This window comes from uncultured Limimaricola sp. (assembly GCF_964022235.1).
Lineage (GTDB): Bacteria > Pseudomonadota > Alphaproteobacteria > Rhodobacterales > Rhodobacteraceae > Limimaricola.
This window is the reverse complement of the sequence record NZ_CAXHZL010000008.1, coordinates 112,109-134,591: the sequence shown is the minus strand read 5'-3', so window position 1 is coordinate 134,591 and position 22,483 is coordinate 112,109. Positions and strand designations below refer to the sequence as shown.

The window sequence follows — 22,483 nt, the reverse complement described above, 5'->3', positions numbered from 1 at the left end:
CCTCCCAACGGACCGGGAACAAAGATGAAGGTCATCATCTGCGGCGCCGGGCAGGTCGGCTGGCAGATCGCCCGGCACCTGTCGGGTGAACGCAACGACGTCACCGTCGTCGACAGCAACCCCGACCTCGTGCGCCGCGCCACCGACACGCTCGATGTTCAGGGCATCACCGGTTTCGCGAGCTATCCGGACGTGCTCGACCGCGCGGGCGCGCGGGACGCCGACATGATCATCGCCGCGACGCATAGCGACGAGGTGAACATGGTCACCTGTCAGGTGGCGCATTCGGTGTTCTCGATCCAGCGCAAGATCGCCCGGCTGCGCGCGCAGTCCTATCTCGACGCGATCTATTCCGATCTCTACCGGCGCGATCACATGCCGATCGACGTGGTGATCTCGCCCGAGAAAGAGGTCGCGGAGGCCGCGCTGCAACGGCTTGCGGCACCGTCGGCCTTCGATGCCGAAAGCTTTCTCGACGGGCGCGGGCATCTCTTGGGCATTTCCATCGACGAGGAATGCCCGGTCATCAACACGCCGCTGCGCCAGTTGACCGACCTGTTCTCGACCCTGCGCGCCATCGTGGTGGGCATAAGGCGGCGCGGCAGGCTGTTCGCACCGGCGCCCGAGGATCAGATTTTTCCCGGCGATTCCATCTATGTCTTTACCGACACCACCGACATGGTCCGCACGCTCGAGATCTTTGGCAAGCGCCACGCCAAGCAGGAGCGGATCGTGGTGATTGGCGGCGGCAACGTCGGTCTCGGCGTCGCTCGGGCGCTGGAGAACCGGCCCGACCGGCTGCGCGTCAAGATGATCGAGCGCGACCGCAAGGCCGCCGAGCGCGCCGCCGATCAGCTCGACCGGACCATCGTGCTCAACGGCGACGGTCTCGATGCCGCGCTGCTCGAAGAAGCGCAGATCGGCACCGCCGACGCAGTGCTCGTGGTCACGGATGACGACAAGACGAACCTTTTGGCCTCGGTCCGGGCCAAGGCGCTTGGCTGCCCGCTGGCGATCTGTCTGGTCAACGACCCAACATTGGTGCCGCTGATGCAGGCGATGGACATCGACGCCTACATCAACCCGCGCGCCACCACCGTGAGCTCGATCCTGCGCCACATCCGGCATGGCCGGGTGCGCGGGGTCTATTCGATCGGCGACGCCGAGGCCGAACTGATCGAGGCGCAGGTCTTGGGCACCTCTCCGATCGCGGGCCAACGCATCCGCGACATCGCCTTTCCCGAAGGCGTGCTGGTGGGCGGCGTGGTCAAGGACGGGCGGATGATGAAGATCCACGGCGCGCTGCGGATCGAGGAGGGCGACATGGTGGCGCTCTTCGCGATGGCTTCGGACGTGCCGGAGGTCGAGCGCCTGCTGCAGGTCTCGATCGACTTCTTCTAGAGCCATGGAACGCCGCCTGACCCGCATCCCGTTCTTCGTGCTGCTGATGGCGATGGGCTCGGCGGCCATGCTGCTGCCCGCCATACACGCGCTGGTGCGCGAGGACTGGCTGACCTCGCGCACCTTCCTTTACGGGGCGATCCTCGGGTTGATGCTGTCGCTGCTGATCGGTCTGGCCACGGCGAATTACCGCCCCGCCAGCGTGCCGCGCAGCCAGCTTTCGGCGCTGCTCGCGGCCTTCACGGTGCTGCCGGTGATCTTCGCGATCCCGTTTCACGAAGCACTGGGGACAACCTCGTTTCTCAACGCGTGGTTCGAGATGGTGTCGAGCTTCACCACCACCGGCGCCACTGTCTATGACAACGTGGTGCGGCTCAACGACAGCCTGCATTTGTGGCGCGCTCTCGTGGGTTGGCTCGGCGGTCTGCTGATCTGGGTGACGGCGGTGTCGATCCTCGCGCCGATGAACCTGGGCGGCTTCGAGGTGCGCAACTCCGCGCTGCCAAGCGAGGGCGGCGCGCGGCTCAGCCAGATCACCCGTGTGGCCGATCCCTCCGAGCGTCTGGTGCGCTATGCCGCCCGGCTGCTGCCGATCTACACCGCGCTGACGGGGCTGCTGTGGCTCGGCCTCGTGGCGGCGGGCGACCGGCCCTTCGTGGCGTTTTGCCACGCGATGTCGACGCTTGCCACCAGCGGCATCAGCCCGGTGGGCGGGTTGCGCTATACCAACTCCGGCCTCTTGGGCGAAATGCTGATCGTCGTTTTTTCGGTCTTTGCGCTGTCGCGGCTGACCTTCGCGCGCAACATGTTCGGAGATCACGGCGGGCGGCTGATCCGCGATCCCGAGCTGCGCATGGGGCTGGCGCTGGTGCTGATCGTGCCGGGGCTGTTGTTCGCACGGCATTTCTTCGGCGCGGTCGAGGACCGGGCCGAGGCCGATCTGCCGGAGGCGTTCGCCGCGCTGTGGGGGGCGGTCTTCACAGTGACCTCGTTCCTCACCACCGCGGGCTTCGAAAGCCGCTATTGGCTTGGGGCCGCGGAATGGTCGGGGCTGGAGACGCCGGGGCTGGTGCTGGTCGGGCTCGCGCTCATCGGCGGCGGTGTCGCGACGACGGCGGGCGGGGTCAAGCTGATGCGCGTCTATGCGCTCTGGATGCATGGCAAGCGCGAGCTGGAACGGCTTGTGCATCCGCATTCGGTCGGCGGCGACGGCGTCGAGGCGCGGCGCATCCGGCGCGAGGGCGCGTTCATCTCGTGGATCTTCTTCATGCTGTTCGCGCTGTCGGTGACGGCCGTCATGCTGGCGCTATCGCTCACCGGGGTGCAATTTGAGGTGGCGATGACGCTGACCGTGGCGGCGCTCTCGACCACGGGACCTCTGGCCGAGATGGGGGCGCAGTACCCGATTTCCTATGCGGGCATCCCCGGCATGGCCAAGGCGATCCTCGCGGCGGCCATGGTTTTGGGGCGGCTCGAGACGCTGGCGATCATCGCCTTGCTCAACCCGTCGAGTTGGCGCAGTTAGGACACGCGAGGGGCTCGTGCGCCATCGCACGGATTTCCGGGCTGGAAACTCCACCGGCGGCGGGACATACTCCTTTGCAACGAGGGAAAAGGCCGGTCCGCGGCCACAAGAACAAAGGGACGGTGATGGCCGGAGACAAGCAGAACCTTCAGGATGCGTTCCTGAATCACGTGCGCAAGGTCAAGGTGCCGGTGACGATCTTCCTGATCAATGGCGTGAAGCTGCAGGGCGTGATCACCTGGTTCGACAATTTCTGCGTGCTGCTGCGCCGCGATGGACAATCCCAGCTCGTCTACAAGAGCGCGATTTCGACCATCATGCCGTCGCAGCCCGTAAACCTCTATGACGGTGAAGATTGACCGATTATTACATCCCCGAGGCCCCGGACACCCGTGCATGGGTGATCCACCCCGAGATCAAGAACGACAATAGCCGGCGTGAGCCCAATGCGGCGCTAGCCGAAGCCATCGCGCTGGCCGACGCCCTGCCGGGCCTCGACGTGCTCGGCTCCGAGGTCGTGCGCCTGCCCAAGCGCCACCCCGGCATGTTGTTCGGCACCGGCAAGATCGAAGAGCTCAAGCAGCGCCTGCACGCCAACGAGGTGGAATTGGTGCTGATTGACGGCCATGTCGGCCCGGTGCAGCAGCGCAATCTCGAAAAGGAATGGAAGGTCAAGATCCTCGATCGGACCGGACTCATTCTCGAGATCTTCGGCGACCGCGCCGCGACCCGAGAGGGCGTGTTGCAGGTCGAGATGGCGGCGCTCAGCTACCAACGAACGCGCCTCGTGCGCGCCTGGACCCACCTCGAGCGTCAGCGGGGCGGACTGGGCTTTGTCGGCGGCCCCGGCGAGACGCAGATCGAGGCCGACAGACGCGCCATCGACGAGCAACTCGTCCGGCTCAAGCGGCAGCTCGACAAGGTCGTGAAGACCCGCACGCTGCACCGCGCCGCGCGCGCCAAGGTGCCGTTTCCGATCGTGGCGCTGGTGGGCTATACCAACGCCGGAAAATCGACGCTGTTCAACCGGTTGACCGGTGCGGACGTGATGGCCAAGGACATGCTCTTTGCCACGCTCGACCCGACGATGCGCCGCGTCGTGCTGCCCACGGGCGACGAGGTGATCCTGTCGGATACGGTGGGCTTCATCTCGGACCTGCCGACCGAGCTTGTCGCGGCGTTCCGCGCCACGCTCGAAGAGGTTCTCGACGCCGATCTGGTGCTGCATGTACGCGACATCGGCCATGCCCAGACGGTGGAGCAGGCGCGCGAGGTCGAAAGCATCCTGTCGACGCTCGGCCTGCCAGACGACACGCCCAAGATCGAGGTCTGGAACAAGATCGACACGCTGGCCGAGGACGCCCACGAGGCGGCACAGGAGCGCGCGGGCCGGACCGAAAACGTCTCGGCCGTCTCGGCGGTCACCGGCGAAGGGATGGACGCGCTGCTGGCCGACATCTCCGAGGCGCTCGGTGGCGTGAAGCAGCTTGAAGAGCTGGTGGTGCCCTTTGCCGCCGGTCGCAAGCGCGCCTGGCTGTTCGAGCAGGGCCTCGTCGAAGGGGATACGCCGACCGAGGAGGGCCACAAGATGCAGGTCCGCTGGTCGGCGGCGCAGAAGGCACGTTACGAGCGGATCTGATACCTGACACATGATGGCCCGCGCCCTGTCGGATGGGCGCGGGCCGCGCATCGGCGCAGTCTTTTCCTGACACTCACAGGGAGAGACGCCATGAAACACCCCATCCTGATCCCCACGCTCGCGCTCGTCGCCGCACCGGCGCTGGCGCAAGAGCCATGCGGTGACATGCCAGCCGACACGCGCCCGATCGCCGCGGCGCGGCTGATCATCGAATACAACGCGACCGATGGCGACATCGGCGTTCACGGATACGGCGACGACGACGGCTGGAGCGAGCTTTGCGTCTTCGACCCCTCCGGCACGCTGGTGCTGCACGTCGACCCCGAGGCGCAGCTTGGCGATCTGGGCCTCGGCTCGTTCTTTTTCGAGAGCCGCGAGCCGCCGGAGTCGGTCTGGGACTACGCGGCGCTGAAGGGCGCGTTTCCCGAGGGCGATTACGCGATGCGCGCCAAGCTCTTTGACGGCACGGGGCGGGAGGGTATCGCGCGTTTCACCACGCTGGTGCCGCGGCCGCCCGAAATCACGGCACCCGATCTGGTCGAGGATGCGGAAGAGATGGAGCCACCCGTGCTGCCTGCCGCCGATCTGGAGGTGACTTGGACACCGGTGACCGCCTCTCTCGACGACCGCGCGCCGCAGATCACCGGCTATGAGCTGATCGTTACCGATGAGGAGTATGAAGACGCCGACGGCTTTTCCAAGCCGATCTTCGACGTGCATCTGGGGCCGGAGGTCACCGGCTTCACGGTGCCCGCCGCCTTCCTGCGGCCCGGGACGCTCTACGAGATCGAGGTGCTGGCGCTCGAGACGTCGGGCAACCAGACGATCACCTTGGGCTTCTTTGCCACCGAAGACTGACTTGCGCGGATGCCACGGAACGAAATCCGTGGCATCCTTCCGTTCGGAGGGAAACCCCATGTCCCGAGCCATGATCTTTGCCGCCGCCGCCACCGGCCTGTTCGGCCTGTTGATCGCGCTTGAGGTCGCGCAGTCGGATGAGCCCCTCACATGGGGCGGCTTTGCCGTCGACCTGTTCGAGACGGCGCTTCTCGCCGGAGCGGTCGCCTTCACCGCCTTCGGCTCTCAGGCCAGCCGCGAGATGCGGCGTGAGCGGACGCGGCTCTTGGGCGATCTTGATCGTGCCCAGCGCGAGGGCGAGCATTGGCGACAGGCCAGCCGCGCGCATGTCGACGGTCTGAGCCGGGCGATCACCGCGCAGTTCACCGATTGGGGCCTGACCGAGGCCGAGGGCGAAGTGGCGCGGCTCATGCTCAAGGGGTTGAGCCACAAGGAGATTGCGACGCTGCGCGATTGCTCCAGCGCCACGGTGCGCCAGCATGCTGCCGCCGTCTACCGCAAGTCGGGCCTGACCAGCCGCGCGCAACTCACCGGGTTTTTTCTCGAAGACCTGCTGGCCCCGGCACGCGAGCGTGGCGGGCTGACTGTCGTTGCGTCGCCTGCCGGGCGAACGGATGACGGGGCGAAATGATAGCGCTATCAGAGGGCGACACAGGACAGGAAGCCGCCGATGATCCTCGATCTTCACCACATCCAGATGGCGATGCCCGAAGGCGGCGAAGACGCGGCGCGGGCGTTCTACTGCGGCGTGCTCGGGCTGAACGAGGTGGCCAAGCCCGAAGCGCTCGCCGGGCGAGGTGGGGTCTGGTTCGAAGGGCGCAACCTGCGGCTGCACCTCGGGGTCGAGACGCCGTTCTCGCCCGCAAGCAAGGCACATCCGGCGTTCCGCGTCGCCGATCTGGCGGGGCTGCGCTACCACTTTGACGCGGCCGGGATCGAAACGCGCCCGGATGTCGATCTGCCAGGGTTGCGGCGGCTCTATGTTTCGGACCCGTTCGGCAACCGCATCGAGATCTGCGAGACGGTCTGAGCAGTCACTTCATGGGATCGTGGCCCCAGTTCATCAGGCTGTAACGCCACTTGGAATGCGCCATGTCGACTTCGGGGCCGCCTTGGGCCTTGTGCCGTTTGATGTAGCCCACGACCTTGGCCATGTGATCCCATTGGTCGTCCGAGAGATCGGCCTTGTTGGTGCGCTTGATTTCGACGATCCGCTTGCCCGATTTGTGGCCCGTGCTTTCGCCGTCGCCACCGGTGTCGCCGACCGATCTGCTTTGCTCGGTGTCGAGGAAATCCTCGATCTCCTTGGGGGCCATGTTCACCAGATCGCGGAACTCATCCCAGATCTGCTCGTGTGATTTTCCGCTCATGCGTTGCTCCTTCCCGTGTCGGAAGGGCAACCGGCGCGGCCCGCGCCGGTTCCGCGTCAGGGCCGGGCCGGGATCAGCTGGGTGATGCCCACGGCGGCGCCGCGCGCCAGCGTCGGGTCGAGAGACATGGGGATGTATTCGCCACGCCGCCAAAGCTCGCCCAGATCGTCGTAATGGCGCGACAGCGGATGGCCCGACTGGCCGGTCGAGATGATGAAGACCGAGCTGTCGGGATCGGCGAAGTCGTAAACGCCGCGATAGCCCGCCGCATGGACGTTGTGGAACGGGTTCGGCGCGCGCCCGTCTGTCAACCCGCGCCGCAGCGTGTTGTCGCCGCCCGAAGTGCTCTGGCGGATGTTCACGAACCAGTTGAGGAAGGGCGCCTGACCTAGAACCGGGTGATCCTGCCGTGCCTCGTGCGCGTCGCCCCAGCGCAGCGCGTCTAGGTTGCTGCCATAGGTCTCGGAGATCCAGATCAGCGCATCGTCGAGCGCCATGCGCGCGATGTCGGCACAGCTTTCGTCCGCCGCCGACTGGCGGATGTCGCACCATTTCGAGGCACCGTCGATGTCCCGGTAGACGCGGTCGATGAACAGCGGCTCGACGTGGCTGAAAGCGTTCGCCAGCGGCCCGAGATCGTCGCGGATCAGCCGCTCCTGCAGCGCCCGCATCCATGCGGCATAGATCAGCGGCTCGGGCAGATGCTCGTTCATTTCGCCGTTCCACTCGCCCAAGAGCTCCAGCGCGCGCTGACGGCGGCGCTCGGGCGTGCCGTCTTCGGCGGGCTCTCCGGTGAACCACAGGTCCGCGCCCACGATCGGCAGCAGGGCGCGCGCCGTCGGGCTCACCGTGTCGAGCTGCGCTTCGATGAAGCTGTCGCGGGTGTGCACCTCGCGCGATTGCATCAGCCCGCGCCAGCGCGCGATGCGCTGCGTGTCGCCCCAGTGGTAGGAGACATGCTCGGGAAAGGGCCGGTCCACGGTCTTGTTGTTGGTGTTGCCGACGAGGCCGCCCGCGGGTTCGGAGGTCTCGGGCAGATCGGCATAGGACAGCCAGCCTTGCCAGCGATTCTGGGCCACATGGCCCAGCGTCGGCAGGCGGCCCTGGCTTTGATGATCGGGATTGCGCAGCGGCACCGCGCCCACGGTCTTGAGCGCCACGCGGTTGCGATCGGCGAGGATCAGGTTCTGACTGGGGGCCACCTGCAGGCGGCCCGCGCGCATGCCTTCCTCGATCGAGCGCGCCTGCATCAGCCGCAGCCCGGCGGTCATCGAGGTGTCGTTGTCCGAGAGGCCCGACCACGCCAGCGTCATCACGTGGCCGCGCGGCCGGATCGTGTCGAGCGCGAACTGCTCGGGCGGCAGGACGGGGCCGTTGGTCGTGCGCTGCAGCCGCAGGGTGACGGCGGCGGCGTCCTTGATCTCGACGATGCTGTCGCGCGCCTCGAAGCGGGCCCAGCCCTCGGGCGTGCGGTATTCGGAGGCGTTGCGGGGGTTCACCTCCTCGGCATAGAGGTCGAGGTCGTCGGCGAAGGAGGCGGTGATGCCCCAGCCGAGATCGGCGCTGCGCCCCGCGAGCACCAGCGGCACGCCGGGGATCGTCGCGCCGATGACGCCGCCCGCGTTCAGCTCCAGCCGCGCCAGATACCAGATCGACGGCGCGGTGAGCAGGCGGTGCGGGTCGTTGGCAAGAAGCGTGGCCCCGGTGGCCGAGCGCGACGGCCCGGCGGCCCAGGCGTTCGACGCGCCCGAGAGCGCAGCGGGCAGGCTGGCCGACAATGGATCAAAGGAGGTTTCGGCGGCGACGTGGCGCTGCGGAACCTCGGGCATCAGATCGGCGTAACGGGGCAGGGCGGTGAGACCGGGACCGGGCACGTCGGGCAGGATGTCGCGCAGCCGGTCGTCTTCGAGCACCAAAGAGGTGCGGGCGCGCAGCACCTCGGCCTGAAGATGGTCCGATTGCTGCCAGGCCATCAGCTTCAGGATCGCGATGCTGTCGGCGGGCTGCCAGGGCGAGATCGGCTGGTTGAACAGCCACATCTCGGGCGCGCCACGCCCGCGCGCGCCGGTGTTGACCTCGCCCACCCAAGCGTTGACGCCGGCGGCATAGGCCTCGAGGGCCGAGCGCGTCTGCCCGTCCTGATCCTCGACAGAGGCCGTGGCAGCGCGGTAGAGATCGAGGCGGCGCATCAGCACGTCGCTCTCGGCGGTGCGGCGGCCGAACAGCTCGGACAGGCGCCCCTGAACGGTGCGGCGCAGGATGGTCATCTGCCACAACCGGTCCTGCGCATGGGCATAGCCAAGCGCGAAGAACACGTCGCGGTCGGTGCTGCCGAAGACATGCGGCACGTTGGCATGATCGCGCACGATCTCGACCGGGGCGGTGATGCCCGCGACACGCGTGCGCGCATCGTAATCGGGCAGCGAGCGGGCGAAGAACCACCATGTCAGCACGAAACCGGCGAGGCCGAGAAGGATCGCGCCGACGGTCAGGCGCAGAAGCCAGCGAAACAGGGTGGCCATCGATCCTCCGGGGAGCAGTCGCCCGCGCTTGACGGGCCGGTTGGGCATGGTGAGTATCGCGCCTCGGGGGCGAACGAAAGCCCCGGGAGGCAGGGAGAGCGCAATGGCGAAGCTGACGTTTCTGGGACTGGGCGTGATGGGATACCCCATGGCGGGGCATCTGGCCAAGGCGGGCCACGAGGTGACGGTCTACAACCGGACCGCCGCCAAGGCCGAAAAATGGGCCGCCGAGCATGGCGGGCAGCACGCCGCGACCCCGCGCGAGGCGGCACGGGGCGCCGAGATCGTCTTTGCCTGCGTCGGTAATGACGACGACCTGCGCGGCGTGTGTCTGGGCGAGGACGGCGCCTTTGCCGGCATGGAGGCGGGTGCTTTGTTCGTCGATCACACCACCGTCAGCGCCGCCGTGACGCGCGAGCTTGCGGGGCAGGCCGATGCCAAGGGGATCGGCTTTGTCGACGCGCCGGTCTCGGGCGGGCAGGCGGGGGCCGAGAACGGCCAGCTTTCGGTTATGTGCGGCGGTGCGCAGGCACATTTCGACCGGGCCGAGCCGGTGATCGACGCCTATGCCAAGGTCTGCCGCCGCCTGGGCGAGAGCGGCGCGGGGCAGTTGGCGAAGATGGCCAACCAGATCGCCATCGCGGGGCTGGTGCAGGGCCTGTCGGAGTCGCTGGCCTTCGCCGAAAAGGCCGGGCTCGATGGCCGGGCGCTGGTCGAGGTGATCTCCCAAGGGGCCGCCGGAAGCTGGCAGATGGTCAACCGCCACGGCACCATGCTCGACGATCATTTCGAGCACGGCTTCGCCGTCGACTGGATGCGCAAGGATCTGGGCATCTGCCTTTCGGCCGCCGACGAGCTGTCGGTCAGCCTGCCGGTGACGGCGCTGGTGGACCAGTTCTACAAGGAGGTGCAGCAGATGGGCGGCGGTCGCTGGGACACCTCGTCGTTGATCAAGCGGCTGCGAAAGCCGTAACCGGGGTTGCCTTTGCGGGGTCGTGGCGCTAAGGGCACGGCACGATCAATCCCGCAGGCGGGGGCGGGCCTATCGGGGGGAGACATCCCCCGGGGTCCACCGGTTGGGGCAGCCGCCCTGATCCTCCGCCGAGGCCAAACCGGAAAAAGGTTATAGACATGGCTCTTCCCGAGTTCTCCATGCGTCAGCTGCTCGAAGCTGGCGTGCACTTCGGCCACCAGACCGCCCGCTGGAACCCGCGGATGTCCGAGTACATCTACGGCGCCCGCAACGGCATCCACATCATGGACCTGACCCAGACCGTCCCGATGCTGGACAAGGCTCTGCAGGTCGTGCGCGACACCGTCGCCAAGGGCGGCCGCGTGCTGTTCGTCGGCACCAAGCGTCAGGCGCAGCAGCCGATCGCCGACGCCGCCGAGAAGTCCGCGCAGTTCTACATGAACCACCGCTGGCTCGGTGGCACGCTGACCAACTGGCAGACCGTGTCGCAGTCGATCAACCGCCTGCGCGCCATCGACGAAGCCTCCGAGCAGGGCTTTGCCGGCCTGACCAAGAAAGAGCGTCTGGGCATGGAGCGCGAGCAGATCAAACTGCAAGCCTCGCTCGGCGGCATCCGTGAGATGGGCGGCGTTCCCGACCTGCTGTTCGTGGTCGACGTGAACAAGGAAGACCTGGCGATCCTCGAAGCCAAGAAGCTCGGCATCCCGGTCGTCGCCGTCGTCGACACCAACTGCTCGCCCGATGGCGTGGATTACGTGATCCCCGGCAACGACGACGCCGCTCGTGCGATCTCGCTCTACTGCGACCTCGCGGCCCGCGCCGCGCTTGACGGCATGAGCGCGCAGCTCGGCGCCGCCGGCGTCGACATGGGTGCGATGGAGCAGTACACCGAAGAGCAGCTCAGCGCTGACGCCGGTGCGGACGCCGAGGCCGCGGCCCAGTAAGGCCCGCCCGGCAAGGCCGCTGGCCTTCCCAGACGATTGCCGGGCGCGGATCACCGCGCCCGGAGTCCATTCAAATTCTAGGAGAGACGCGATGGCGATCACCGCGAGCATGGTCAAGGAACTGCGCGAGAACACCGGCGCAGGCATGATGGACGCCAAGAAGGCGCTGACCGAAACCGACGGCGACATGGAAGCCGCCGTGGATTGGCTGCGCACCAAGGGCCTGGCGAAAGCCGCCAAGAAATCCGGCCGCACCGCCGCCGAGGGCCTCGTGGCCGTCGCCGTCGAGAATGGCCGTGGCGTCGCGATCGAGCTGAACTCGGAAACCGACTTCGTCGCCAAGAACGCCGACTTCCAGTCGATGGTTTCGAAGATCGCCCAAGCCGGCGTCAAGGTGTCGAACCTCGAAGAGCTGAAGGCCGCGCAGGTCGACGGCAAGCCGGTCGAGACCCTCGTCACCGACGCGATCGCCAAGATCGGCGAGAACATGACGCTGCGCCGGATGGCGTCGATCGAAGGCGAGAACGTCGTCACCTACGTGCACAACGCCGCGGCCGCCGACATGGGCACCATCGGGGTGCTCGTCGCCTTCTCGGGCGGTGACGAGGCCTTTGGCCGTCAGGTCGCGATGCACATCGCCGCTGCCAACCCGGCCGCCCTTGGCGAGGCCGATCTCGACCCGGCGATGGTCGAGAAGGAAAAGCAGGTCCAGATGGACATCGCCCGCGAAAGCGGCAAGCCCGAGGCCGTCATCGAGAAGATGATCGAAGGCCGCATGAAGAAGTACATGGCCGAGTCGACCCTGCTGGGTCAGGCTTTCGTCGTGAACCCCGACCTGACCGTCGAAGCCGCCGCGAAAGAGGCGGGCGTGACGATCACCGGCTTCGTGCGTCTCGCCGTGGGCGAGGGCATCGAGAAGGTCGAAGAGGACTTTGCCGCCGAAGTGGCCAAGGTCGCCAAGGGCTGATTTCACGCCTTGATCGATCCGAAACGCCGTCCGCATCGCGGGCGGCGTTTTTCGTTTGAAACGGCGGATATGGCTCTGATTGAATCAGTCAGGCCGTAGGCACGGTGTCGGATGGGGCAGGGAGCATACCCTGAAAGAGAGTGCCGCGCCCGGCGGCGGTGACGGACGCGGCGATCTCATGCTGAAGTCCGACCTGCTGCTGTCGGATAGACACCATACCGGACAAAAAATGTTTTCCGGATGGTGCAAGTGGCCAAACCGGCCGATACTAGTGAACATCACAACCATGTCACGATCAGCGACTCGTTAAAAGTCTGGTAATCTTGACCTGAAACAGCCTTATCCTCGCCTTATGCATAGAGTTGGTGAAACCGGATTGCGCGAGCCACGGCTTGGGCGGTGGTCGAGGCACCGAAAGCCTCGCGCGCAAGGCGCAGATGCTTGTCGACGGTCGCGACGCTCAGCTTCAGCTCGTCGGCGATCTGCTGCACCGAAAGCCCGGCGGCCACGAACCGCAGCACTTCCTTCTGGCGCGGCGTCAGATGATAGGAATCCGTGTAGATCAGCTGAAACCTGAGATGGAAGGCATGAAGCTGGGCCTCGATCTCCTCGCGGCGCTGCAACCAGATCCGATCGAGCCGGCATTGCGGTATGTCGGACTGGGCCGCGAGCACGAGTGACGCGCGGGTTTTCTGTGGCAGCATCGGGAAGCTGATCATCGCACCGGCGTGCACCCCATGCGTGCGGTTGAGGTCACGCAGCCGTGCCTCGCTCGACGGATCGCCATGCGGCAGCATGTCCTGACGGCTCCAGAGCAGGGTGCCGCTGTTGTGCCGGGCCCAGTCACCGTAACGCGTGTCGAGATACAGACCATCCGCCACCAGACGGCGGGTGTAGCCGTCGCAATGGCTGCTGCGCAGCACCCAGTTGCCGGGATCGAGAGTGTCGGGCTCGGGCAAGAAGGTGAAGCCATAGAGCAGCCGGTCCATGCCGTAGTCCATCATGCGGTCGCACAGCATGTCCCACAGAATGGCATCGTCACCGACACGCGCGGCGCGAGAGATGAAGCTCAGCGCGGTGGTGCTGGTCAGCATGTTCGACATCACGGCCATTCTGAATATTAACACTTACTTCAAAAAGGCCAAAGCATCCCATATAATTACATAATCTTTATTATGAGATAATCGTTACGGGCCATGGCACTTTCTAAACTGGGTTGCGACAAACGCTCTATCCTGTCGCAAACACAGGAGTTTGGAAGATGGCCCACCGCGAGCTGGATCTACGAGAACGGCGTCTGGTTGAAGACCTTCTACAGGCGAAGATGTCCGTGGTAAGTATTGCGGCGAGATTGTCCCGCCATCGCTCGACGATCTACCGCGAGATCCAGCGTAATCGGTTCGAAGACAACGAGCTGCCCCATCTCAGCGGCTACTACGGCATGCTGGCCCAGAAACGGGCCGCCGAGCGCCGCCACAGGCGTCGTAAACTGATCCGGATGACGGCCCTGCGCGAGGCCGTTATAGATCGCTTGAAAGCTGGTTGGTCACCCGAGCAGATCGCCGGACGGCTACGCTTCGAAGAGCATCGCGGCACCATTTGCCACGAAACGATCTACGCCTTCGTCTACTCGCAGGACGGCCAGAGCCAGGACCTGGCGCGTCACCTGCCCGAGCGTCGCCGCCAGCGCAAACCCCGCTACGCCCGTCGGCCTCGAAGTCTCATCTTTCCATTGGAACGCGCGATCCAGAACCGGCCGGATCACATCAACGACCGTAGTGGGTTCGGCGACTGGGAAGGCGATTTGATGATCTTTCGCAAGGAGTTGGGCAAGGCCAACGTGGCCTCGCTGGTGGAGCGCAAGACCCGCTATGCGGTCCTGTTCCGCAACAACGACCGCAGCTCCAAGCATCTGATGAACCGTCTGATCGCCCTGCTGTCGCCCCTGCCCCTATCCGCACGACGCTCGATCACCTTCGACCGGGGGCTCGAGTTCAACCGCTGGCGTGATCTGAGAATGGGAATGGGCACCGAGGCGTGGTTTTGCGACCCGCAGGCGCCTTGGCAGAAAGGCTCGGTCGAGAACCTGAACAAGCGCGCCCGGCGCTATCTGCCGCGCGATACGGCCATCGCCGCATTGTCAGACCACGCGATGGCGGAGATCAGCGCGCAGCTGAACGCCACGCCAAGACGCTGCCTCGGCTACCGGACACCGGCCGAGGCCTTCGCTGAGGAACTCCGTCAGCTCGACCTATCCTGAACCCGTGTCGCAACCAGCATTGAATTCACACATGACTTTTGGCACTTTGTCTCTCGCATCGTTTAATATTCCACTACCCCAGCGCGTATCCGGCACCGCGCACCGTGCGCAGAGGATCGCTGCCACCTTGCGCGCAAAGCACCTTGCGCAGCCGGCCGATGTGGACGTCGACGGTGCGCGTGTCGACATAGACATCGCGTCCCCAGACCCGGTCGAGCAACTGCTCGCGGCTCCAGACCCGGCCCGGCTTTTCGAGGAACGTGGCCAAGAGACGGAATTCGGTTGGCCCCAGTTTGAGCATGTGTCCGTCCCGGTGCACGCGGTGCGTTTCCGCATCGAGCGTAATGTCTTCAAAGCTGAGCGTCTCGCCCACGCCCGCCGGTCGCGACCGGCGCAGCTGGCCCTTCACCCGCGCCATCAGCTCGGTCACCGAATACGGCTTCACGACATAATCATCGGCGCCGGTCTCGAGCCCGCGTACGCGGTCGACCTCTTCGGACCGCGCCGAAAGCATGATGATCGGCACGTCTCGCGTCTCGGGTCGCATCTTGATGCGGCGACAGATCTCGATGCCCGTGACACCCGGCAGCATCCAGTCGAGCACGATCAGGTCCGGAATTTCTTCAGACACCATCAAGAGCGCCGCATCGCCATCCTCGGCCTCCGAGATTCGGAAGCCTTCGGATTCGAGGTTGTAGCTCAGAACCGCGCGCTGCGACGGCTCGTCCTCGACGATCAGGATGTGAGGCTGCACCTGCCGCATCCGCTCACTCCGGGCTGGTCACGTAGGAGGTGTTGTCGCCCTTGGGACGGTCCTCGTCGGGCATCTGGCCGGTGATGAGATAGATCACCTGCTCGGCCATGTTGGTAACGAGATCGCCCATCCGCTCGATGTTCTTGGCGATGAAATGCAGATGCATGCAGGCAGTGATCGCGCGCGGGTCTTCCATCATGTGGGTCAGGAATTCGCGGAACAGCGCGTTGTACATCTGGTCCACGTCCTGATCGCGCTGGAGCACCTCGGCGGCGAGATCGGCGTCGCGGCGCACGAAGGCATCGAGCGTGTCCTTCAGCATGTTCTGTACCTCGCGCGCCATGCGCTTGAGGGCGGCGTCGGAGCCATCGATCGGGCTGAGTTCGGCCAGAACGCTGGTGCGCTTGGCCATGTTCTTGGCATAGTCGCCGATCCGCTCGAGGCTGGCGGCAAGCCGCAGCACCGACAGGATCACCCGCAGGTCGCGGCTCACCGGCGCGCGGATCGCGATGACACGCGCGGCTTCCTCGTTGAGCTGCTCTTCGAGCGCGTCGATCACCTTGTCGCCGCGACGGACCCGCTCGGCGTTCTCGATGTCGCGGTCGGCGAGGCTTTGGGCGCCGTCGATGATCGCGGCCTCGACGAGGCCGCCCATCTTGAGGATCAGCGCCTGGATCGATTCGAGATCGCGGTCGAAGGCCGAGGCGATGTGCTGCTTGTCCTGCATGTCCCTGCTCCCTTACCCGATCCGGCCCGAGATATAGCTCTCGGTGCGGCTGTCTTCGGGGTTGGTGAATATCTTGCCGGTCTCGCCGTATTCGACGAGGTTTCCGAGGTGGAAGAACGCGGTGCGCTGGCTGACCCGCGCGGCCTGCTGCATCGAGTGCGTGACGATCACCACCGAGAAGTTCTGACGCAGCTCGTCGATCAGCTCCTCGACCTGAGCTGTGGCGATCGGGTCGAGTGCCGAGCACGGCTCGTCCATCAGCAGGATCTCGGGCTCGGTCGCCACGGCGCGCGCGATGCACAGGCGTTGCTGCTGGCCGCCCGACAGCCCGGTGCCGGGCGCGTGCAAGCGGTCCTTGACCTCGTCCCAGATCGCGCCGCGCCGCAGCGCCTTTTCGACGATCTCGTCGAGCTCGGCCTTGTTGCGGGCCAGCCCGTGGATCTTGGGGCCATAAGCCACGTTGTCGTAGATCGACTTGGGGAACGGGTTCGGCTTTTGGAACACCATGCCGACCTTGGCGCGAAGCTGCACCGGATCGACGCGGGGGTCGTAGATGTCTGCCTCGTCGATTTTGATCTCACCGGTGACCAGCGCGCCGGGAATGGTGTCGTTCATCCGGTTCAGACAGCGCAGGAAGGTCGACTTGCCACAGCCCGATGGCCCAATGAAGGCGGTGACGGTGCGGTCGGCGATGTCCACGTCGACGCCCTTGATGGCGTGGGTGGTGCCATAGTGCACGTGCACGTCGCGGGCGGTGATCTTGGTCTCGTTCAGCACGGCATTGTCCATGGTTCGCATGTCGTTCATGTCGGGGCCCCCTGCCCTGTAAGCGCTCACCAGCGCCGCTCGAAGCGGCGGCGCAGCAGCACCGCGATGAGGTTCATGGCCAGAAGGAACACCAACAAGACGATGATGCCGCCCCAGGCGCGCTCGTAAAAGGCCGGATCGGCCCGCTTGGCCCATTCGTAGATCTGCGCAGGCATCGCCGAGTTGGGCGCGAGAAAGCCCTCGGCCACGCCCTCGGGATAGTTCGTCGCGATATAACCCACCATGCCGATCAGCAGCAGCGGCGCGGTCTCTCCCAGCGCCTGCGCAAGGCCGAGGATGGTCCCGGTCAGGATGCCCGGCATCGCCAGCGGCAGCACGTGATGCGTCACCGCCTGCATCTTCGACGCGCCGACGCCGAGTGCGGCGTTGCGGATCGACGGCGGCACGGATTTGAGCGAGGCGCGCGTCGAGATGATGATGGTGGGCAGCGTCATCAGCGTCAGCACCAAGCCACCGACCAAAGGTGCGGACTGTGGCAGGTGCATGAACTGGATGAACACCGCGAGACCCAAGATGCCGAAGACGATCGACGGCACGGCGGCGAGGTTCGAGATGTTGACCTCAATGATATCTGTAAGCCGGTTCTGCGGCGCGAACTCCTCGAGATAGATCGAGGCCGCGACGCCGATCGGTAGCGACAGCACCAGCACCACCAGCATCATGAACAGCGAGCCCAGCATGGCGACGCCGATGCCCGCCTGCTCGGGCCGCGAATCCGAGGCGTCGGCCCCGGTGATGAAGTCCCAGTTGAACCGTTTTTCCACCAGCCCCGCGTCGCGCCAAGCGTCGATCAGGTCGAGATGCTCGGCGTCGAGGTTCTTGTCGCGCGCAAGGCTGGCGCGACTGACGCGCCCCTTGAGGTAGCCATCGACGCGGCTCGAGGCCAGAAGCTCCACCGAGACGGTCTGGCCGATCAGTTCGGGGTTGGCGAGCACGCGGTCGCGCAGCTGTGCCGCGGCAGAGGAAGACAGAACCTTGCCAAGCGCCTTGGGGGCAAGCTCGGTCTCGACGCCGGTCTTTTCTACCAGATCGACGAGCCCCGCTTCGATCAACGGCGCATAGCCGAAGGTCGAGACCTTGCCGATCTTCTCGGGGTCGCGGTCGCCGTCCTTGTCGAGCTTTTCCTCGAGCAGCGGCACGTCGAGCTGGATATAGGTCTGGGTAAAGGCGGTGAGGCCGTTCGACAGGATTGCCCACAGCAGCGCCGCGAGAAACAGCATGCCGATCGCGAGCGCCGCGATGCCGTAGGCCTTGAAACGGCTCTCGGCCCGGTTGCGCCGCTTGGTGCGCGCGTCGGTGACGAGCAGCGAGCCGTGCTTGGCCGGGGTCTCGATGGGGGTATCGGTCATTCGTACTGCTCCCGGTAACGGCGCACGATCCACAGCGCCACGACGTTGAGCGCCAGCGTGATCACGAAGAGGGTCATGCCGAGGGCAAAGGCGACCAGCGCCTCGGGCGAGGAGAAATCGGCGTCGCCGGTGAGCTGGCTGACGATCTTGGCGGTGACGGTGGTCATCGCATCGAAGGGGTTCATCGACAGCCGTGCCGCGGCCCCTGCCCCAAGCACCACGATCATCGTCTCACCGATAGCGCGGGATGCAGCCAGTAGCACCGCGCCGACGATGCCGGGAAGGGCTGCGGGCAGCACCACCTGACGGATCGTCTCGGAGCGGGTCGCCCCGAGGCCGAGGCTGCCGTCGCGCAAGCTCTGCGGCACGGCGTTGATGATGTCGTCCGAGAGCGAGGAGACGAAGGGGATCAGCATGATGCCCATGACGAGCCCCGCGGTCATGACGGCGGTGCCGCCCTGCATCCAGCCCAAACCAAGATAGCCGCCGCGCCCGAACGCCTCGACCAGCAGCGGGCCGACGGTCTGTAGCGCGAAGAGGCCGTAGACGATGGTTGGGATGCCCGCGAGCATCTCCAGCATCGGCTTGGCCCAGGCCCGCACGTTCCTGTGCGCGTATTCGGCAAGGTAAACGGCGGCGAAGAGGCCGATTGGTACTGCCACCAGAAGCGCAATGAAGGAGATGTAGAGCGTGCCCCAGAGGAGCGGCAGAATGCCCAGCTCGGAGCCGCCGCCAAAGCTCGGGCTCCAGGTGGTGCCGAAGAAAAACTCGGCTGCGGGATAGAGGCGGAAGAACTCGATGGTGTTGAACACCAGCGCCAGCACGATGCCGACCGTGCTCAGGATCGCGATGAGCGCCGCCGAGATCAGAACGCCGCGCATCGCTTGCTCAACGGCGTTGCGGGCGCGGAAATCGGGCTGTGCGCGGCGGATGCCGATTGCCGCCCCCGCGAGGGCGAGGCCGATCACGACGAGGCTGCGCGCCAGATCACCGGTGCCAGAAATCGTCCGCCAGCGCAGCGCCGCGTCGCGGGTGGCGGTGGACACATCGGAGCCGAGCGCCACGCCTTGGGACGCCATCACCGCGCGCAACTCCTCGGGCGGCAGATCGCGCGCCGCCGCGTTGGTGAGCGTGCCGCGCGCGACGGCGGCGTCGAGACCGGCGGCAAGCCGCTGCACGTCCGCCATCATCAACGAGGGCACGTCGCCTTGGGCAGCTTCGGCTTCGAGCACCGGCCAGACGAGGCCGCGCGTGGCGATGGGCTGAGCCACCAGCCAGATGACGAGCAGCAACAGCGCGGGTCCGGCGGCATAGATCGCGGCGGTCCAGCCATAGTAATTCGGGAGGGAGTGGAGCCTGCGCTCCTCGCGTTTGGCCGCGCCTTGCGCACGCGCGCGGGCCAGCACGAAACCGGCGGCGGCGATGGCCAGGACGATCAGGGCGATCCAGGACGGGGACATGGCGGGGCCTTCAATTGTCGAGGCCCGAGGCGGTGGTCGCGTCGGGCCGGGGCGGTGTCAGGTCTGTCGTGCGCCGATGCGCGAGCGGTCGGGGGCGACGTTGCCGCCGCCCCTCTCCGATAACGCCTGCGTTACATGGCGTCCATGGTGGTGCCGTTCGCCACCGTCTCTTGCGTCGCGGCAAGCTCGGGGTCGGCAACGAGGCCGTAGGCCGCCAGCGGGCCGTCGGGACCGGCGATCTCGTCGGCCACGAAGAACTCCACGAACTCCTGCAGGCCGGGGATCACGCCCAGATGCGCCTTCTTGACGTAGAAGTAGAGCGGACGCGACACCGGGTATTCGCCGCTCGCGATGGTCTCGGTCGAAGGCTCGACGCCGGACATGGTCGCGACCTGCAGGCTGTCGGTGTTGTTCTCGTAGAACGACAGGCCGAAGACGCCGATGCCCTGCGGGTTGGCCTCGATGCGGGCCAGCGTCTCGGTGTAGTCGCCGTCGATGTCGATCGACACGCCGTCGGTGCGGGTCTGCATGCAGGCCGTCTCGGCGGCGTCCTCATCCATGCCGGCATCCAGCATCGCCTGCAGCGATCCGCTTTCCTCGCAGCCCGCGAGCAGCACCTTCTCCTCGAAGACCTCACGGGTGCCGTGCTTGGTGCCCGGGATGAAGGCGAGGATTTCCTGATCGGGCAGCTCGGCGTTGACTTCGGCCCAGTTCTTGTTGGGGTTGGCGGTCATCCCCCCGTCCTGCGGGATCTCGGCGGCCAGCGCGAGGTACCAGTCGGCGGGGGTGAAGGCGAAGGTCTCGCCGTCGATGTCGGAGGCAAAGACGATGCCGTCATAGCCGACGCGCACTTCGATGATCTCGTTCACGCCATTGGCGGCACAGGCTTCGATCTCGCCTTCGCGCATCGCGCGGGAGGCGTTGGCGATGTCGATGGTGTTCTCACCCACACCTTCGCAGAACCGTGCGAGGCCAGCCGAGGAGCCGCCCGATTCCACTACCGGGGTCGGGAAGTCGAAGTTTTCGCCAAAGGCCTCGGCGACGATCGAGGCATAGGGCAGCACGGTCGAGGAGCCCGCGACCTGCACGTTGTCGCGCCCTTGGGCGGTGGCGAAGCCGGCAGTGGCGGCGATGAGGGCCGCACTCGAGGCGGTCAGCTTGACGAAGGACATGGATCGCTCCTGTTGTTCATTCCCCCGAGGGCCGCATCAGCGCCCCCGTTGCCGTTCGATTAGTAGCGTGGGAACTCTGTTTTGTGACAGCTGTGTAAAACTTTCATGACAGCCCGCGATCTAGCGCGGATGACCGTGCGGCAAGGGCTGTTGCAAAGGCTTTCCCCGGAGCTGTCACTGGGTCGGCAGGACCACGGTGAAGCTGCTGCCCTGCCCTTGCACGCTCTCGACCCTGAGCCGACCGCGGTGGCGGTTCACGATATGCTTGACGATGGCGAGGCCCAGCCCGGTGCCACCCACCGCGCGCGAGCGGTGCGGATCGACGCGGTAGAAACGCTCGGTCAGGCGCGGCAAGTGATGCGCCGCGATGCCGTCGCCGTGGTCGCGCACCACGAGCCGCACGCCGGGGCCACGCAGGTCGGCTTGCAGTTCGGACGCCGTGAGCGTGACCTCGACCGGCCGCTCCGCACCACCGTATTTAATCGCGTTGCCGATCAAGTTGGTGAGCACTTGGCGTAGCTGCTCTTCGTCGCCCGGCACCACGACCGGCATGGGCGGCACATCGAGCACGAGCCGCACCCGCGCGCGCGCGGCGATCGGTTCGAGCAGGGCGATCACCTGCCCCGTCAGCGCCGACAGATCGACCGGCCCGGTCGGGCGCAGCCGCTCGTCCTGCTCGACGCGGCTGAGAGACAGCAGATCCGACACCAGCTGCGACATGCGAGCGGCCTCGCGCTCCATGATCCCGAGAAACCGGTCCCGCGCGGCGGCGTCATCGCGCGCTGCGCCACGCAGCGTCTCGATGAAGCCCGACAGCGCGGTGATCGGCGTGCGCAGCTCGTGGCTTACATTGGTGACGAAATCGCGCCGCATCGCCCCCGCCGCCTCGACCGCCGTGACGTCCTCGAAGCTCAACGCCACACCGCGCCCGCTGGGCAACTGGACCGCCCCCGCCGTCACCTCCCAAGTGGTGTCGCGGCTGCCCGAGCGGCCGAGGTAACGCGCGCGCTGCGTCTCACCGTCGCGCAACACCGATTCGACCGCGTCGAGCACGGCAGGCTGGCGCAACGCGGTAATGTAGTGCCGCCCCGTCTGCGCCGCTCCCAAAAGCTTCTGCGCCGCCGGGTTTGCCGCCTCGATCCGCTCGGCGGGACCGATCAGGAGCACCGGGAGCGGCAGAGCGGACATCAGGGAATCAACGGGGACTATTGTCATGGAATTCAACCAAAGGACTCTATAAACGGCACGGTATTCGCGGCTAGATTGCGCATTTCAATTTCTCGTCATCACATGTAGGGGACAGGCCAAACCTGATACGGCGCTCGGATGGCGCTCTTGGCCGGAGTCGCACTGCATGACACTCGATCCGCTCCACCGCCATCTGGGTCACAGACAGGTCATGCTCATCGTCGGTCAATTCGCACCCTCCGAAAGCAGGGCCAAGGCGGCTGAGGCAGAGGCGCTGCAAAATGTGCGGTACTGTGGCTTTCATCGGGTGACGGCGGAGCTTCTCGAGAGGGTGCAGCCAAGCGTGATCATCTCGTCCTTGATGGGGCCGCAGTTCGACGCGGTCGATCTGGCGCTCAGGCTGTCCATGTTAGGCTACGGCGGCCCCTACCGCGTGCTTGGCACATCGGTCTCCGACGCTCGGATGGTGCGCGACGAGATCCGCAAGGTCGCGCCATGGCTCGATTTCGATCTGATCGAGCAACCGCCCGAGACCTGACGCGCCCG

General features: G+C 66.0%; 22 protein-coding genes. 12 read left to right on the top strand and 10 right to left on the bottom strand.

Annotation, left to right across the window (positions count from 1 at the left end):
* Window positions 1-24: 24 nt before the first annotated feature.
* The 7 genes from trkA to AADJ02_RS11780 all read left to right on the top strand — a co-directional run bounded on the left by trkA (window position 25) and on the right by AADJ02_RS11780 (window position 6,453).
* Window positions 25-1,401, top strand: a complete 1,377-nt coding sequence (trkA, locus tag AADJ02_RS11810) for a Trk system potassium transporter TrkA (RefSeq protein ID WP_341213210.1) — start codon at window positions 25-27, stop codon at window positions 1,399-1,401.
* Window positions 1,402-1,405: 4 nt separating this feature from the next.
* On the top strand, window positions 1,406-2,926 hold the full coding sequence (locus AADJ02_RS11805) for a potassium transporter TrkG (protein WP_341213209.1): 1,521 nt from the start codon (window positions 1,406-1,408) through the stop codon (window positions 2,924-2,926).
* A gap of 125 nt (window positions 2,927-3,051) precedes the next feature.
* Window positions 3,052-3,285 carry an RNA chaperone Hfq gene (gene hfq / locus AADJ02_RS11800; protein ID WP_021694502.1) on the top strand — a complete coding sequence of 78 codons (234 nt, stop codon included), beginning with the start codon at window positions 3,052-3,054 and terminating at the stop codon, window positions 3,283-3,285.
* A complete protein-coding gene (hflX, locus tag AADJ02_RS11795; RefSeq protein WP_341213208.1) occupies window positions 3,282-4,565 on the top strand; it encodes a GTPase HflX in 1,284 nt (427 codons plus the stop codon). Before hfq ends, hflX begins: the two co-directional genes overlap by 4 nt.
* A 90-nt stretch (window positions 4,566-4,655) precedes the next feature.
* Complete coding sequence (locus AADJ02_RS11790; RefSeq protein ID WP_341213207.1) at window positions 4,656-5,423, top strand: hypothetical protein; 768 nt, start codon at window positions 4,656-4,658, stop codon at window positions 5,421-5,423.
* A 58-nt stretch (window positions 5,424-5,481) separates the two neighbouring features.
* Window positions 5,482-6,054 carry a helix-turn-helix transcriptional regulator gene (locus AADJ02_RS11785; protein ID WP_341213206.1) on the top strand — a complete coding sequence of 191 codons (573 nt, stop codon included), beginning with the start codon at window positions 5,482-5,484 and terminating at the stop codon, window positions 6,052-6,054.
* 39 nt (window positions 6,055-6,093) lie between these two features.
* Window positions 6,094-6,453, top strand: a complete 360-nt coding sequence (locus AADJ02_RS11780; RefSeq protein ID WP_341213205.1) for a VOC family protein — start codon at window positions 6,094-6,096, stop codon at window positions 6,451-6,453.
* 4 nt (window positions 6,454-6,457) lie between these two features.
* Here the strand turns inward: AADJ02_RS11780 and AADJ02_RS11775 are convergent, their stop codons facing one another.
* Together AADJ02_RS11775 and AADJ02_RS11770 are read right to left on the bottom strand one after the other, a co-directional pair.
* Entirely contained in the window at window positions 6,458-6,793 is a 336-nt protein-coding gene (locus AADJ02_RS11775) for a DUF3140 domain-containing protein (protein ID WP_341213204.1), read from the bottom strand.
* Between the two features lie 56 nt (window positions 6,794-6,849).
* On the bottom strand, window positions 6,850-9,315 hold the full coding sequence (locus AADJ02_RS11770) for a penicillin acylase family protein (protein ID WP_341213203.1): 2,466 nt from the start codon (window positions 9,313-9,315) through the stop codon (window positions 6,850-6,852).
* A gap of 103 nt (window positions 9,316-9,418) precedes the next feature.
* On the opposite strand from AADJ02_RS11770, the gene AADJ02_RS11765 reads away from it, so the two are divergent.
* The 3 genes from AADJ02_RS11765 (at window position 9,419) to tsf (ending at window position 12,199) form a co-directional block, all read left to right on the top strand.
* Window positions 9,419-10,288, top strand: a complete 870-nt coding sequence (locus tag AADJ02_RS11765) for an NAD(P)-dependent oxidoreductase (protein ID WP_341213202.1) — start codon at window positions 9,419-9,421, stop codon at window positions 10,286-10,288.
* 158 nt (window positions 10,289-10,446) lie between these two features.
* Entirely contained in the window at window positions 10,447-11,232 is a 786-nt protein-coding gene (rpsB, locus tag AADJ02_RS11760; RefSeq protein ID WP_341213201.1) for a 30S ribosomal protein S2, read from the top strand.
* A 91-nt stretch (window positions 11,233-11,323) separates the two neighbouring features.
* A complete protein-coding gene (gene tsf / locus AADJ02_RS11755) occupies window positions 11,324-12,199 on the top strand; it encodes a translation elongation factor Ts (RefSeq protein WP_341213200.1) in 876 nt (291 codons plus the stop codon).
* Window positions 12,200-12,549: 350 nt separating this feature from the next.
* On the opposite strand, the gene AADJ02_RS11750 is transcribed toward tsf, so the two are convergent.
* Window positions 12,550-13,293 carry an autoinducer binding domain-containing protein gene (locus tag AADJ02_RS11750; protein ID WP_341213199.1) on the bottom strand — a complete coding sequence of 248 codons (744 nt, stop codon included), beginning with the start codon at window positions 13,291-13,293 and terminating at the stop codon, window positions 12,550-12,552.
* Between the two features lie 167 nt (window positions 13,294-13,460).
* Here AADJ02_RS11750 and AADJ02_RS11745 point away from each other — a divergent pair, with 167 nt between their 5' ends.
* Window positions 13,461-14,459 carry an IS30 family transposase gene (locus tag AADJ02_RS11745; RefSeq protein ID WP_341213198.1) on the top strand — a complete coding sequence of 333 codons (999 nt, stop codon included), beginning with the start codon at window positions 13,461-13,463 and terminating at the stop codon, window positions 14,457-14,459.
* A 73-nt stretch (window positions 14,460-14,532) separates the two neighbouring features.
* Here the strand turns inward: AADJ02_RS11745 and phoB are convergent, their stop codons facing one another.
* The 7 genes from phoB to AADJ02_RS11710 form a co-directional block, all read right to left on the bottom strand.
* Entirely contained in the window at window positions 14,533-15,222 is a 690-nt protein-coding gene (gene phoB / locus AADJ02_RS11740) for a phosphate regulon transcriptional regulator PhoB (RefSeq protein ID WP_341213197.1), read from the bottom strand.
* Window positions 15,223-15,226: 4 nt separating this feature from the next.
* Window positions 15,227-15,940, bottom strand: a complete 714-nt coding sequence (gene phoU / locus AADJ02_RS11735; RefSeq protein WP_341213196.1) for a phosphate signaling complex protein PhoU — start codon at window positions 15,938-15,940, stop codon at window positions 15,227-15,229.
* 12 nt (window positions 15,941-15,952) lie between these two features.
* Window positions 15,953-16,747 (bottom strand): phosphate ABC transporter ATP-binding protein PstB, encoded by a 795-nt coding sequence (gene pstB / locus AADJ02_RS11730; protein ID WP_341213195.1) that lies wholly within the window; start codon window positions 16,745-16,747, stop codon window positions 15,953-15,955.
* A 26-nt stretch (window positions 16,748-16,773) separates the two neighbouring features.
* Window positions 16,774-18,117, bottom strand: a complete 1,344-nt coding sequence (gene pstA, locus AADJ02_RS11725; protein ID WP_341213194.1) for a phosphate ABC transporter permease PstA — start codon at window positions 18,115-18,117, stop codon at window positions 16,774-16,776.
* The gene (gene pstC, locus AADJ02_RS11720) at window positions 18,114-19,577 is read right to left on the bottom strand and encodes a phosphate ABC transporter permease subunit PstC (protein WP_341213193.1); all 1,464 of its coding nucleotides are present in this window, start codon (window positions 19,575-19,577) and stop codon (window positions 18,114-18,116) included. The genes pstA and pstC overlap by 4 nt, the downstream gene beginning before the upstream one ends.
* A 131-nt stretch (window positions 19,578-19,708) precedes the next feature.
* Entirely contained in the window at window positions 19,709-20,749 is a 1,041-nt protein-coding gene (locus AADJ02_RS11715) for a substrate-binding domain-containing protein (RefSeq protein ID WP_341213192.1), read from the bottom strand.
* Window positions 20,750-20,923: 174 nt separating this feature from the next.
* Window positions 20,924-21,964 (bottom strand): ATP-binding protein, encoded by a 1,041-nt coding sequence (locus tag AADJ02_RS11710; protein WP_341213191.1) that lies wholly within the window; start codon window positions 21,962-21,964, stop codon window positions 20,924-20,926.
* A 139-nt stretch (window positions 21,965-22,103) separates the two neighbouring features.
* On the opposite strand from AADJ02_RS11710, the gene AADJ02_RS11705 reads away from it, so the two are divergent.
* On the top strand, window positions 22,104-22,475 hold the full coding sequence (locus AADJ02_RS11705; protein WP_341213190.1) for a hypothetical protein: 372 nt from the start codon (window positions 22,104-22,106) through the stop codon (window positions 22,473-22,475).
* Window positions 22,476-22,483: the final 8 nt, after the last annotated feature.